The 13,621-nt window shown below is 70.8% G+C and carries 11 protein-coding genes; all 11 read left to right on the top strand.

Translation table 11 applies throughout. The annotated features are described in order from the left end of the window. Positions 1–31 precede the first annotated feature (31 nt). The 11 genes from H587_RS0100125 (at position 32) to H587_RS16685 (ending at position 13,441) form a co-directional block, all read left to right on the top strand. On the top strand, positions 32–2,752 hold the full coding sequence (locus tag H587_RS0100125; protein WP_027174518.1) for a molybdopterin-dependent aldehyde oxidoreductase: 2,721 nt from the start codon (positions 32–34) through the stop codon (positions 2,750–2,752). Positions 2,753–2,834: 82 nt separating this feature from the next. Then, on the top strand, positions 2,835–5,339 hold the full coding sequence (locus H587_RS16695; protein WP_034608371.1) for a pyridine nucleotide-disulfide oxidoreductase/dicluster-binding protein: 2,505 nt from the start codon (positions 2,835–2,837) through the stop codon (positions 5,337–5,339). Further along, positions 5,336–6,031, top strand: a complete 696-nt coding sequence (gene trsM / locus H587_RS0100115) for a DVU_1556 family methyltransferase (RefSeq protein WP_027174517.1) — start codon at positions 5,336–5,338, stop codon at positions 6,029–6,031. Before H587_RS16695 ends, trsM begins: the two co-directional genes overlap by 4 nt. Then, a complete protein-coding gene (locus tag H587_RS0100110; RefSeq protein ID WP_027174516.1) occupies positions 6,028–6,480 on the top strand; it encodes a DVU_1555 family C-GCAxxG-C-C protein in 453 nt (150 codons plus the stop codon). Before trsM ends, H587_RS0100110 begins: the two co-directional genes overlap by 4 nt. Next, positions 6,480–7,817, top strand: a complete 1,338-nt coding sequence (gene trsS / locus H587_RS0100105) for a radical SAM (seleno)protein TrsS (protein ID WP_425387173.1) — start codon at positions 6,480–6,482, stop codon at positions 7,815–7,817. The genes H587_RS0100110 and trsS overlap by 1 nt, the downstream gene beginning before the upstream one ends. After that, positions 7,817–8,884 (top strand): DVU_1553 family AMP-dependent CoA ligase, encoded by a 1,068-nt coding sequence (locus tag H587_RS0100100; protein ID WP_027174514.1) that lies wholly within the window; start codon positions 7,817–7,819, stop codon positions 8,882–8,884. The genes trsS and H587_RS0100100 overlap by 1 nt, the downstream gene beginning before the upstream one ends. Beyond that, positions 8,869–9,888: an XdhC family aldehyde oxidoreductase maturation factor gene (locus H587_RS0100095; RefSeq protein ID WP_027174513.1), complete on the top strand. Its 1,020-nt coding sequence runs from the start codon at positions 8,869–8,871 to the stop codon at positions 9,886–9,888. The genes H587_RS0100100 and H587_RS0100095 overlap by 16 nt, the downstream gene beginning before the upstream one ends. Beyond that, on the top strand, positions 9,888–11,006 hold the full coding sequence (locus H587_RS0100090; protein WP_034608370.1) for a DVU_1551 family NTP transferase: 1,119 nt from the start codon (positions 9,888–9,890) through the stop codon (positions 11,004–11,006). Before H587_RS0100095 ends, H587_RS0100090 begins: the two co-directional genes overlap by 1 nt. Further along, complete coding sequence (locus tag H587_RS0100085) at positions 10,997–11,608, top strand: histidine phosphatase family protein (RefSeq protein WP_027174512.1); 612 nt, start codon at positions 10,997–10,999, stop codon at positions 11,606–11,608. Before H587_RS0100090 ends, H587_RS0100085 begins: the two co-directional genes overlap by 10 nt. A 70-nt stretch (positions 11,609–11,678) precedes the next feature. Continuing rightward, positions 11,679–13,064 carry a sigma-54 interaction domain-containing protein gene (locus H587_RS16690; protein WP_034608369.1) on the top strand — a complete coding sequence of 462 codons (1,386 nt, stop codon included), beginning with the start codon at positions 11,679–11,681 and terminating at the stop codon, positions 13,062–13,064. Beyond that, positions 13,061–13,441, top strand: a complete 381-nt coding sequence (locus H587_RS16685) for a dinitrogenase iron-molybdenum cofactor biosynthesis protein (RefSeq protein ID WP_211219476.1) — start codon at positions 13,061–13,063, stop codon at positions 13,439–13,441. The genes H587_RS16690 and H587_RS16685 overlap by 4 nt, the downstream gene beginning before the upstream one ends. Positions 13,442–13,621 lie beyond the last annotated feature (180 nt).

The raw sequence follows: 13,621 nt of genomic DNA, 5'->3' as shown, positions 1-13,621 counted from the left end.
TGAAGACCCTCAAACGGCAAGGAGGCAGGGAATGATCAAGTTGAACCTGACCGTCAACGGGGTTCCGAGAACCCTGGTTGTCGATCCCGAGGAGAGCCTCGCGGACGTGCTCCGCAAGCAGCTTCTGCTCACCGGGGTCAAGGTCGGCTGCGGCCAGGGCCAGTGCGGCGCATGCAGCGTGATCCTGGACGGCAAGCTCGTGCGATCGTGCGTGACCAAGATGAAGCGCGTGGCCGACGGCGCCGGCGTGACCACAGTGGAGGGCATCGGCACGCCCGACAACCTCCATCCCATCCAGGAGGCCTGGATGGCTCACGGCGGAGCGCAATGCGGCTTCTGCACCCCGGGCTTCATCGTCTCGGCCAAGGCCCTGCTGGACGAAAACTCCCGGCCCAGCCGCGAGGACGTCCGCGACTGGTTCCAGAAGCATCGCAACGCCTGCCGCTGCACCGGCTACAAGCAGCTCACCGACGCGGTCATGGACGCGGCCAAGATACTGCGCGGCGAGATGCGCGCGGCCGACGTGCGCTACAAGCTGCCCGCCGACGGCCGTGTCTGGGGCACGAACCTGCCCCGCCCCAGCGCCGTGGCCAAGGTCACCGGCACCTGGGACTTCGGCGCGGACCTCGGCCTGAAGATGCCCGAGGGCACCCTGCACCTGGCCCTGGTCCAGGCCACGGTCTCCCACGCCAACATCAAGGGCATCGATACCTCCGAGGCCGAGAAGATGCCCGGCGTGTACAAGGTCGTGACCCACAAGAACGTCAAGGGCAAGAACCGGATCACCGGCCTGATCACCTTCCCCACCAACAAGGGCGACGGCTGGGACCGGCCCATCCTCTGTGACGAGAAGGTCTTCCAGTACGGCGACGCCATCGCCATCGTCTGCGCCGAGACCGAGAAGCAGGCCAAGGCGGCCGCCGAGAAGGTCAAGGTGGACCTGGAGCAACTGCCCGAATACATGAGCGCGCCCGCGGCCATGGCCGAGGACGCCATCGAAATCCACCCCGGCACGCCCAACGTCTACTACATCCAGAAGATCGCCAAGGGGCCGGAGACCAAGCCCCTGTTCGACAAGGCTCCCGTGGTGGTGGAGGGCGACTTCTACACCTCCCGTCAGCCGCACCTGCCCATCGAACCGGACGTCGGGTGCGCCTACATGAACGAGCAGGGCCAGTTGGTCATCCATTCCAAGTCCATCGGCCTGCACCTGCACCTGTATATGATCGCTCCCGGCATCGGGCTGGAGGCGGACAAGATCGTCATGGTCCAGAACCCCACGGGCGGCACCTTCGGCTACAAGTTCAGCCCGACCATGGAGGCCCTGCTGGGCGTGGCCGCCATGGCCACCGGACGCCCGGTGTACCTGAACTACACCTATCACCAGCAGCAGACCTACACCGGCAAGCGTTCGCCCCAGTTCACCACCGTGCGCTTCGCCGCCGAGAAGGACGGCAAGCTCCTGGCCATGGAGACCGACTGGACCGTGGACCACGGCCCCTACTCCGAGTTCGGCGACCTGCTGACCCTGCGCGGAGCCCAGTTCATCGGCGCGGGCTACGACATCCCGAGCATCCGGGGCGAGGGCCGCACGGTCTGCACGAACCACGCCTGGGGCGCGGCCTTCCGCGGCTACGGCGGGCCGGAGAGCGAGTTCGGCTCCGAGTTGCTCATGGACGAACTGGCCGAGAAGCTCGGCATGGATCCCCTGGAGCTGCGCTACAAGAACGTCTACCGCAAGGGCTCGACCACGCCCACGGGCCAGGACCCCGAGGTCTACAGCCTGCCCGAGATGATCGACATCCTGCGGCCCAAGTACCAGGAGGCCCTCAAGCGGGCCAAGGCGAACTCCACGGCCGAGGTCAAGCGCGGCGTGGGCGTCTGCGTGGGCGTGTACGGCGCGGGCCTGGACGGCCCGGACTCCTCCGAGGTCTTCGTGGAACTGAACGAGGACAACGGGGTCACCGTGTACTCCTGCTGGGAGGACCACGGCCAGGGCGCGGACGCCGGTTCCCTGGGCACGGCCCACGAGGCCCTGCGTCCCCTGGGCCTGTCCCCGGACAAGATCCGCCTGGTCATGAACGACACGAGCAAGGCCCCCAACTCCGGCCCGGCCGGCGGCAGCCGCTCCCAGGTCATGACCGGCAACGCCATCAAGGCCGGCTGTGAACTCCTGCTGGCCTCCATGCGCAAGGCCGACAAGAGCTACCGGACCCATGCCGAGATGGTGGCCGAGAAGATCCCCACCAAAATCAGCGGCAAGTGGACCGCCCCGGCCACCAACTGCGACGAGAACGGCCAGGGCAAGCCCTTCTGCTGCTACATGTACGGCCTGTTCATGTCCGAGGTGGCCGTGGAGTTGGCCACGGGCAAGACCACCATGGAGAAGATCACCATGGTGGCCGACATCGGCAAGGTGAACAACCGCCTCGTGGTGGACGGCCAGATGTACGGCGGCCTGGCCCAGGGCATCGGCCTGGCCCTGACCGAAGACTATGAGGACATCAAGAAGCACTCCACCCTGGCGGGCGCCGGTTTCCCGTACATCAAGCAGATCCCGGACAACATGGAGGTCATCTACGTGGAGTCCGAGCGCCCGGACGGCCCCTTCGGGGCCTCCGGCGCGGGCGAGATCCCGCTGACCTGCCCGCACGCCTCGGTGATCAACGCCATCTACAACGCCTGCGGCGTGCGCATCACCAAGCTCCCGGCCCTGCCCGAGAAGGTCCTGGCCGGGCTCAAGACGAAGTAGACGTCTGACGGCCTCTTGACGCCATCGGGGCGGGCGCGGAAAGTGTCCGCGTCCGCCCCTTTCTTTCCCGCGAGGTGAGAACATGGAGCAACAGGAACTGAGGGCCTGGGAACAGCGCTGCATCCAGGAAGAGCTGCCCTGGTGCCAGGCGGCCTGCCCGCTGCGCGTGGACGTGCGCGCCTTTCTCGAACGCATGGCCAAGGGCGACCCGGCCGGGGCCCGCAAGGTGTTGGAGCGGAGCATGCCCCTGTCCGGCGTCCTGGGCAGGCTCTGCGAGCATCCTTGCGAAACGGTCTGCAAGCGCGCCGAGGCGGGCGACGCCCTGGCCGTCGGCGACCTGGAGCGAGCCTGCGTGGGCTCCGCTCCCGCCGGGGCCAAACCCACGGTCCTGCCCTCCCGGAGCAAGCGCGCCGCAGTACTCGGCGGCGGCCTCGCCGCCCTGGTCTGCGCCTGGGACCTGTTGCGCAAGGGCTACGGCGTGACCTTCCTCGTCGCCGACGACGCCCTCGGCGGCCGTCTGCGCGACCTGCCCGAATCCCGGCTCCCCAAGGCCGCCATGGAGGAGGAACTCGCCCGCGTCCTGGCCCTCAAGCCCGAGGTCCGCGCCGGCCAATCCCTGGACGCGGTCTTGCTGGACCAAGCCCTGTCCGAATTCGCGGCCGTGTTCGCGGACCTCTCCGAGGTTCCCGGCCTGGCCCGTGACGACCGCGCGGCCGTGGATCCCGTGACCCTGGCCGGGGATCGTTCCGGCTTCTTTCTGGGCGGGTTTTCCGCGCCCAGCGGCGTGTCTTTCATCGACCAGGCCGCCGACGGCCGCCGCGCCGCCTCGTCCATGGACCGGCACATGAGCGGCGTCTCGCTCACCGCCGCCCGCGAGAAAGAAGGCCCCTGCGAGACGCGCCTATTCACGAACCTCGCCGGGATCGCGCCCCTGTCCCGGGTTGCCCCGGCGGCTCCCGATAACGGCTACGCCCCGGAGGAGGCCACCCAGGAGGCCGCGCGTTGCCTGAACTGCCAGTGCATGGAGTGCGTGCGGGTCTGCGCCTATCTCGAACGCCACAAAGGCTACCCCAAGAAATACGCCCGCCAGGTCTACAACAACGCGGCCATCGTCAAGGGCCTGCACGAGGCCAACCGCCTGATCAATTCCTGCAGCCTCTGCGGCCTGTGCGCGGAGGTCTGCCCCGAGGGCTTCGCCATGGCCGACCTCTGTCTGGAGGCCCGGCGCGACATGGTGGCCCGGGGCAAGATGCCGCCCTCGGCCCACGAATTCGCCCTAGAGGACATGGCCTTCAACAACGGCCCGGACTTCGCCCTGACCCTGCCCGGGCCGGACGGCGCGTGCGCCCACGTCTTCTTTCCCGGCTGCCAGCTGGCGGCCTCGCACCCGCACCACGTGCGCTCGGTCTTCGAACACCTTCGCGCCGCACTCTCCGGCGGCGTGGGGCTCATGCTGCGCTGCTGCGGCATCCCGGCCCACTGGGCCGGGCGCGAGGACCTCTTCACCGAGGCCCAGGTCGCGTTCCGGGCCCAGTGGGAAGGCCTGGGGCGGCCGCGCATCGTGGCGGCCTGCTCCTCCTGCCTGGACATCCTCCGTCGCCGCTCGCCGGACCTGCCCGCGGTTTCGCTCTGGGAGATCCTGGCCGAAACCGGCCTGTCAGAAACGCCGGGCGCGCCCGCGCCGAACGCGCCTCTGGCCGTGCACGACCCCTGCACAACGCGCCACGACGAGACCGCCCGCGCGGCCGTGCGCGGCCTGCTGGACCGTTGCGGCGTGGCCCGCGAGGAACTGCCCCTGTCCGGCCGCCTCACCGAATGCTGCGGCTACGGCGGGCTCATGTCCAACGTGGACCCGGACCTGGCCCACGAGGTGGCCGCCCGGCGCGCGGCCGCGAGCCCCTTGGATTACGTGGCCTCCTGCGCCATGTGCCGTGACCGGCTGGCCGCCGAGGGCAAGCGGGCTTACCACGTCCTGGATTTCATCTTCCCCGGCGGACCGGATGACCCGGCGGCCGCACCCGCCCCGGGGTTCTCGGCCCGCCACGCGGCACGCGCCGGGCTGCGGCGAGAACTGGCCCGGGAATACCTCGGCCAAGCCGGGGAGGCGGAACCCGGCCCGGAACTGCGCATCGCGCCCGAGGTCCTGGCCCGCATGGAGGAGCGGCACATCCTGGTGGAGGACGTCCGCCGCGCGCTGGCCCACGCCGAGGCCTCGGGACGCGTGTTCCGCGAGACCGGGGGCGAACGCCTCCTCGCGCCCCACCGGCCGCGCAACGTGACCTACTGGCTGGAATACGCCCGCGAGGGCGAGGCGTTCCGCGTCCTGGGAGCCTGGCGCCACCGCATGGAGGTGCGGCCGGGCGCGGGTGCGGCCGGGCTCAAGGTGGACCAGACCTACACCCCGGACTCGGGTCGATGGTCCTGCGGCCACGACGCCCTGGAGCCCCGGCCGGTGGAGGCGACCTATCTCGGCAGTTCCTTCAACATCTCGCTCCTGGCCTGCCCGGAGTGCGGACTCTGCCTCGTGCCCGAATCCCTGGCCCTGGGCCGCATGGCCGAGGTGGAGCGCCTGCTGGAGGACAAGTGAGCGAGGTCGTCCGGCCCCTGTACGAACACCCGGCCTTCCAGGAGGCCAGCGGCCCGGCCCTGCGTCCCGGAGGCGCGGAACTCACCGCGCGCGGCCTGGATTTGTGCGGCTTCGGCCCCGGGGACCGGGTGACGGACCTGGGCTGCGGCCCGGGCGCGACCCTCGGCCTGCTCACCGGCCGGGGCCTGCGCGCCCTGGGCCTGGACGCCTCGGCGGAATTCCTCGCCAGGGCCCGCGCCGAACAGCCCGGAACGCCCCTGCTGCGGGCGCGGGTGGAGGCCCTGCCCCTGGCCGACGGCGGCCTGGACGGCCTGTGCTGCGAATGCGTGCTCTCGACCCTGGCCGACCCCGGCCCGGTCCTGGCCGAGATGGCCCGGACGCTGCGCTCCGGCGGCCGCCTGCTTCTCAGCGACCTCTACGTCCGCCGCCCCGGCGCGGCGGGCGGCATCGCGGGCTGCGCCGCCGGAGCCCGCCCCCTGGAGGACATGGAAGGCCTCCTGCGGCGGCACGGCCTGCGGCCGCTCCACGTGGAGGACCACAGCCGGGCCCTGAGCGAACTGGCCGGACGGCTCATCTTCCAACACGGCTCCCTGGACGCCCTGCGGAACCTGACCGGAGGCGGCGGATGCGGCCGCCGCGATCCCCGTGACCTGGGCTACTGCCTCATCATCGCCGCAAAGGAGGCCTCATGAGCGACATCCTTCTCGACATCCTGCCCCTGGCGGGCAAAGGATACTGCTGCAGCCAAATTCTCGGCCTCCTGGCCCTGCGCGCCCAGGGCCGCGAAAACCCGGACCTCATCCGCTCCCTGAGCGGCCTGTGCCACGGCATGGGCCAGAGCGGCGGCGCCTGCGGCATCCTCAGCGGCGGCTGCTGCGTGCTTGGACTCTACCTGGGCAAGGGATCGGACGACGAAGCGCCCCTGGAGCAGGCCGAACTGGCGGTCGCCACCTTCGTGGACTGGTTCACCGAGCGCGCCGTGCCGCAATACGGCGGCATCACCTGCGCGGCCATCCTGGGCGACGATGGCGGCAAGCCGGACGTCTCCCGCTGCGGCCAACTCCTGGCCGACGCCTGGGCCCGCATCCTCCTGCTTCTGACCGAACAGGGCCTGGACCCGGCCGTGCCCAGGGAGGAATGATGGCCGAAATCCTCGGCCGCACGGAAAGCCTCTGTCCGGTCTGCCTGAAGCGCCTGCCCGCCGTGCGCATCCTGGAGGACGGCACGGTGTTCCTCGCCCGGACCTGCCCGGATCACGGCGAATTCAAGGTCGCGGTCTGGCGCGGCAAGCCGGACCTGGAGCGCTGGCGCCGGCCCAAGACGCCCTCCCGGCCGGAACGCCCGCAGACGCCCGCGAACCAAGGCTGCCCCCTGGATTGCGGACTCTGCCCGGAACACGGCCAGCACACCTGCACGGCCCTGGTGGAAATCACCCAGGCCTGCGACCTGGGCTGCCCGGTCTGCTTCGCGTCCTCGGGCGCGGCGAACGCGCCGGAGCCCACGCTGGAGGCCCTGGCCGCCCGGCTGACGGCCCTGCGCCGGGTGGCCGGGCGTTGCAATGTCCAGATTTCCGGCGGCGAACCCGCCACCCGCGACGACCTGCCCGCCATCGTGGCCGCCGCCCGGAGCGCGGACTTCGCCCTGGTCCAGATCAACAGCAACGGCCTGCGCCTGGCCCGGGAGCCGGAATTCGCCCGCGCCCTGGCCGACGCCGGGCTGGACTCGGTCTTCCTCCAGTTCGACGGTTCCGACAGCGCCTGCGCCGCCCTGCGCGGCCGTCCGTTGCTGGCGGAAAAGCTCCAGGCCATCGATGCCTGCGCCGAGGCCGGGCTGGGCGTGATCCTGGTGCCCACCTTGGTCCCGGGAATCAACGACGCGGAGTTGGGGCACATCCTAGACCTGGGACTGTCCAACAGCCCAACGGTGCGGGGCGTGCACTTCCAGCCCGCCGCCAGCTTCGGCCGCTTCCCCTGGACCCCGGAACGGCCGCGCCTGACCCTGCCCGAGGTGCTCACGGCCCTGGTGGCCCAGTCCCACGGTCTGCTCCGGGCCGAGGACTTCCACCCGCCCTGCTGCGAACACGAGATGTGTTCTTTCAGCGCCCAGTTCCGGTTGAAAGGTGGGCGGCTCATCCCTTTGTCCCAGGGCGGCTCCTGCTGCTCCCCGGGCCAGCCCCTGGAAGCCCGCGAAGGCGCGATGCAGTCTCGCTCGATCACGGCCCGCCAGTGGGCCGCGCCGGACCAGCCCCGCGCACCCCGGACCGGGGCCGACGACTTCGAACGCTTCCTGGCCGGATTCTCCACCCGCGACCGCTTCAGCGTCTCCTGCATGGCCTTCCAGGACGCCTGGACCGTGGATCTGGAGCGGGTGCGCGGCTGCTGCATCCACGTGGCCGAGGCCGACGGGCGGCGCATCCCCTTCTGCCTCTACAACCTCACCTCGGCCGAGGGCCGGACGCTCTACCGGGGGCGCTGCTGATGCGGCGCACGCCTTTGGACGCCTGGATCGCCGCCCGCCTGGGCCTCCCGGACCTCGCCCCCGATGCCGTGGAGGCCCGGCAATTGGAAGCCTTGCGGCGAACGCTGGCCCACGCCGCGCGCCACAGCCCCTTTCACCGGCAACGGCTGGCCGACCTGCCGCCCGGGTTCCCGGCCCGGCGCGCGGACATGGCCGCCCTGCCCCTGACCACGGCGGAGGACCTGGCCGCGCGCGGCGAGGCCATGCTCTGCGTCTCCGGCGGCGAAATCGCCCGGGTGGTCACGCTGGAAACCTCAGGCACCAGCGGCCCGCCCAAGCGCCTCTTCTTCACCCCGGAGGACATCGAGGCCACGCTGGATTTCTTCGCCGTGGGCATGTCCACCCTCGCCGGAGCCGGGGACGCGGTCCTCGTGCTCCTGCCGGGCCGCCGCCCGGACGGGGTGGCCGACCTGCTGGCCCGCGCCCTGCCGCGCATCGCGGCCCGGGCCGTGCTTCCGCCGGAGTCCTGGACCGCCGGGGATCTGGTCCGGCTCATGAAACGCGAGGGCGTGACGCGCATGGTGGCCGCGCCCAGCCAACTGCGGGGACTCCTCGATGACGCCGAATTCTCCCGGGCCGCCCGGGCGCGGCTCGCGGCCCTGCTCTCCAGCGCCGAACCCCTGGACGCGGGTCTGCGCGCGGACCTGGAACGCGCCTGGGGCTGCGAGGTCTTCGACCACTGGGGCATGACCGAGACGGGCTGGGGTGGAGGGGTGGAATGCGCGGCCCATGCGGGCTATCATCCGCGCATGGCCGACCTCTTCCTGGAAGTGATCGATCCGCTCACGGCCGCGCCCCTGCCGCTTGGCGAACCGGGCGAGCTGGTGCTGAGCACCCTGAACCGGCGCGGCATGCCGCTCATCCGCTACCGCACCGGCGACGCGGCGCGGCTGCTGCCCGGGCCCTGTCCCTGCGGCTGCCCCCTGCCCCGGCTGGAGACCGTGCCGGGGCGCATCGAACCGCATGGCGCCGGGTGGCGCACGGTCCACCCGCGCAAAGGAAAAAGATGCATATGCAACGACTTTTGAGTATTCTGAACCAGCGGCTCGCGGCCGGAGAACCCGTGGTTTCGGCCACCATCGCCACGCATGAGGGGTCCACGCCCCGTTCGGCGGGCTCCAAGATGCTCCGCTTCGCGGACGGCGGCATGGCCGGAACCGTGGGCGGCGGGCTGGTGGAGGCCCAGGTCCTGGAGGCCATGCGCGAGGTCACGACCGGCGGTGCGCCCGCGCTGCTCTCCTTCGAGCTCACCGGCGAGATGGCCGCCGGGGCGGACATGGTCTGCGGCGGCAGGCTGCGGGTCTTCCTGGAACGCATCGCGCCGGAGGACGCCCCGCTGTTCACGGAACTGGAGGCGCATCTGGCGCGGGGCGAACGCTGCCTGCTGCTCACCGCCGACAACGGCGGCGCGCGCAGCCTGCTCCTCCCGGACGGGACGCGGGGCGCGGCCCTGCCCGAAGACGCCGCGCGCCAAGCCCGCGAGCGCGGGTCGGGCATCCTGGCCCCGGTGCTGCTGGAATGCGGGGACGCGGCCTGGTTCCTGGAACCCTGGGCCGCGCCCTCCGTCCTGCTCATCGTCGGCGCGGGACACGTCTCCCGGCCAACGGCCCAGGTGGCGGCCCTGGCGGGCTTCCAGGTCACGGTCCTGGACGACCGGCCGGAGTTCGCCAACCGCGAACGCTTTCCCTGGGCCAGGGAGATCGCCGTGCTGGACGGCTTCGAGAACTGCTTCACGGGCCGCGCGCCCGGGCCGGACGCCTCGGTGGTCATCGTCACGCGCGGACACCTCTTCGACAAGACCGCGCTCGGACAGGCCCTGCGCACCCCGGCGGGCTACATCGGCATGATCGGCTCGCGCCGCAAGCGCCGGGCCGTGTACGACCAGCTCCTGTCCGAGGGCTTCACCCTCGCCGACCTGGAGCGTGTGCACTGCCCCATCGGCCTGTCCATCGAGGCCGAGACCCCGGAGGAGATCGCCGTGAGCATCGTGGCCGAGCTCATCCAGGCCCGGGCCGCGCGGAGGGAGGCCTGATGCGCCTGGCCGCCCTGGTCCTGGCCGCCGGGCTGTCCTCGCGCATGGGCCGCCTCAAGCCCTTGCTGCCCCTGGGGGACGCGAGCCTCCTGGGCCGCGCGGCCCGGCTCTTCCACGCCGCCGGAATCGCGGACATTCTGGCCGTGACCGGGCACCGCGCCGACGAGGTGCGCGGGGAGGCCGGACGCCTGGGACTGCGGAGCGTGCATAACCCGGATTTCGAGACCGGCATGTTCTCCTCGGTCCAGACGGGCCTGGAGGCCCTGCCGCCGGGCCTGGACGGAGTGTTCGTCCTGCCGGTGGACATTCCCCTGGTCCGGCCCGCCACGGTGCGCCGCCTCATTAAACGGCTGCCGGAGTCCCCGGCCCAGGTGCTGGTCCCCGCCTTCGACGGCGAGCCAGGGCACCCGCCCCTGCTCCGCCCGGCGGCCGTGGACGCGGCCCTGGCCTGGACCGGCGCGGGCGGCCTTCGCGGGGCCCTGGCCACCCTGGATGTGGAGCCGCTGGAGGTGGCCGACGCGGGCGTGCTCTTCGACCTGGACACGCCCGAGGCCTATGCCGAGGCGCTGCGCCGCTGGGAACGGCGGGACGTGCCCACCCGGGCCGAAGCCCTGGCCCTGCTCCGGCTGCATCGGGCCGGGGAACGCGGCCTGGCCCATGCCCAGGGCGTGGCCCGCGCGGCCCTGGCCTTGGGCCGGGCGCTCGCGGCGGCCGGGCTGTCCCTGGACCTCGAACTGCTGGAGGTGGCGGCCCTGCTTCACGACATCGCCAAGGGCTCGCAGGAGCACGAGAAGGAGGGCGGCATGCTTCTGGCCGACCTCGGCTACGCGCCCGTGGCCGAAATCGTGGCCGCGCACCGAGACATCGACCCCGCCGGGATGGAACGGCCCGGGGAGCGCGAACTCGTCTACCTGGCCGACAAGCTCGTACGCGGCCAGGAGCGCGTGAACGTGGAGCAGCGCTTCCAGGAAAAGCTGGACCGCTTCGCCGGGAACCCCGAGGCCGTGACAGCCATCACACGGCGGCGGGAACACGCCCTGGCCATGCGGGCCCTGGTGGAGCGCGTCGCGGGCCGGAGCCTGGACGCCATCCTGGACGGAGAGGGACCGTGGGACTGACCGTTCACCTCCTGCGCCACGGCGCGGTGGAGCCGGAAACGCCCTGGCGCTTCCTGGGCCGCCGCGAAGTTCCCCTCTCGGCCAAAGGCCGGGCCCAGGCCCGGTTCTGGCGCGAGGCCCTGGCGGACGTTCCCTTCCAGGCGGCCTGGTGCTCGGACCTGGGCCGCTGCCGCGAAACCGCGTCGATCATCCTCGCGGGCCGAAAAGTCACTATCGAGCCCCTGCCGGGCCTGGGTGAGATCGACCTGGGCCAGTGGGACGGCCTGAGCCGCGAGGAGGTGCGGCAGCGCTTCCCGGGCCAGTACGAAGCCCGGGGCCGCGACCTGGCCGCTTTCCGGCCGCCCGGAGGCGAGAGCTTCCAGAACCTCCAGGACAGGGCCTGGGCCGCGCTGGTTCCGCGGCTGGAACGGGCCGAGGGCCACGCGCTCGTGGTCGCCCACGCCGGAACCAACCGGGCGCTGCTCTGCCGGATTCTCGACATGCCCCTAGGACACGTTTTCCGCCTGGGCCAGGATTCCGGCTGCCGCAACGTGCTCGATTGGCGATCGGACGGCCCGCGCCTCCTGCTCCTCAACCAGCAGCCCACGCCCGTTCCGGCCTGATCCGCCGCATCGGGCGTAATCATCGCGCGCCGTTCTTGAGAAAACCGACCGCTGCGGGTAGAGAGGGGACGTGCGACTCTGGAAGGGCATCCACCACATGGCGGCCTTGGGCGCGGACACGCTGCTGGACAAGCTGCCCTTCGCCACGGCCGTGATCACCCCGGGACGCCGCGTCCTCTTCCTCAACCGCGCCATGGAGGCTCTCACGGGCTTCTCCCGCGACGAGGCCCTGGGCCTGCGCTGCGACTGCGTGTTGCGCTGCAGCGTCTGCCTGGACGACTGCCCCCTGGCCGCGGCCGGCAATCAGGACAAGCCCCTGTCTCTGGAAGGCGACGTGATCAACCGCGACCGAAGACGGCTGCCGGTGCGCCTGAGTCTGTCCGCCGTGCCCGACGACACCGGCGCGCCCGCCTTCTACCTTGAAACCCTGGAGGAGCGACCCGGCGGCATCCGCCCGGCCCTGGAAGGCGGGCCCATGAGCTTTTCACGCATCATCGGCCGTTCCCCGGCCATGGAGCGCCTGTTCGAAACCCTGCCCGCCGTGGCCCAGACCGACTCCTCCCTGCTCATCACCGGCGAGACCGGCACGGGCAAGGACGTGCTGGCCGAGGCCATCCACCAGGCCTCGCCCCGCTCCAAGGGCCCGTTCATCAAGGTGAATTGCGGAGCCCTGCCGGAATCCCTGCTGGAGAGCGAACTTTTCGGTCATCGCAAAGGAGCCTTCACCGGCGCGGTGAAGGACAAGCCGGGCCGCATCCAGCTGGCCGAGGGCGGCACGCTCTTCCTCACCGAGGTGGGCGACCTGCCCCTGCCGCTGCAGGTGAAGCTCCTGAGTTTCCTGGACGACCGCGTGGTCTACCCCCTGGGCGGCACGTCGGGCGTGGTGACCAACGTGCGGCTCATCGCGGCCACGCATCACGACCTGGAGGCCGCCGTGGCCGCCGGACGCTTCCGCCAGGATCTCATGTTCCGGCTCAATGTCATCCGCCTCCACCTGCCGCCGCTGCGCGACCGGGGCGTGGACGTGCGCCTGCTGCTGGACCACTTCCTCAACGTCTGCTCGGCTCAATTGGGCAAAAACGTGCTGGGGCTGGACGAACGGGCCCTGGCCACGCTCATGGGTCACCCCTATCCGGGCAATGTGCGCGAGCTGCGCAACATCGTGGAGTACGCCTGCACCATGTGCCGGGGCGAACAGATCACGGCCTCGGACCTGCCGGCCTACCTGAAGCCCCAGGCGCCCGCCCCGGATGAGGCCCGCGCCGCCGAGCCGGAGCAGCCCCAACACGGCGCGCCCCAGGCCGACTACGCCGAATTGGAGCGCGGCCGGATGCTCAAGGCCCTGCTGGAGGCCGGGGGCCGCAAGGGCAAGGCGGCCCAAGCCCTGGGCCTTTCGCGCACGACCTTCTGGCGCAAGCTGAAGAGCCACGGCTTCGCCGGGGAGAAGAAGCCGTGAAGCCCAAATTCCTGATCGCCATCCGCGACAACGACGTCGCGGCCCGCCTGGACCAGTGTCTGGAAGTGCTCATCGTGCAGCTCGACGACAAGGGTCGCCCGCTCTCGCGCAAGAACCTCGTGCTGGCCAAGCCCTCGGACAAGGAAATCTGCCGCATCGCCCAGGCCGAAGGAGTCGGCGCGGTGATCTGCGGAGCGGTGGACGAGGAAATATCCCTCTACCTGACCTGGAAATCCGTGCAGGTCATCGACGACGTCATCGGGCCGGTGGAGGGCGTGTTGCGGCTCCACGCCCAAGGCCGCCTGACGCGCTCGACCATCATCCCGGACGAAACCGCCAAGCGAATGGTTCAAAATGTTTCAAATGAAACATTTTGAACCATATTTTTGTTTCGTTTTGTTTCTCTCCGCGAACCTCATCCCAACCATCTTCCACCATCCACGATGAATAAATAGATTTTTCATTCTGGCCCAGTCCTTGCTTTCTTCCGACTGATTGTTCCATCCGGCACAAGAACATGTTTCACACGCCGGGGGCGACCGACACCAAGCCGTTGT

The organism is Desulfovibrio aminophilus DSM 12254, from assembly GCF_000422565.1.
Taxonomy (GTDB): domain Bacteria; phylum Desulfobacterota; class Desulfovibrionia; order Desulfovibrionales; family Desulfovibrionaceae; genus Aminidesulfovibrio; species Aminidesulfovibrio aminophilus.
The sequence above is the reverse complement of the archived record's forward strand: the minus strand, read 5'-3'. Positions and strand labels throughout refer to the sequence as shown.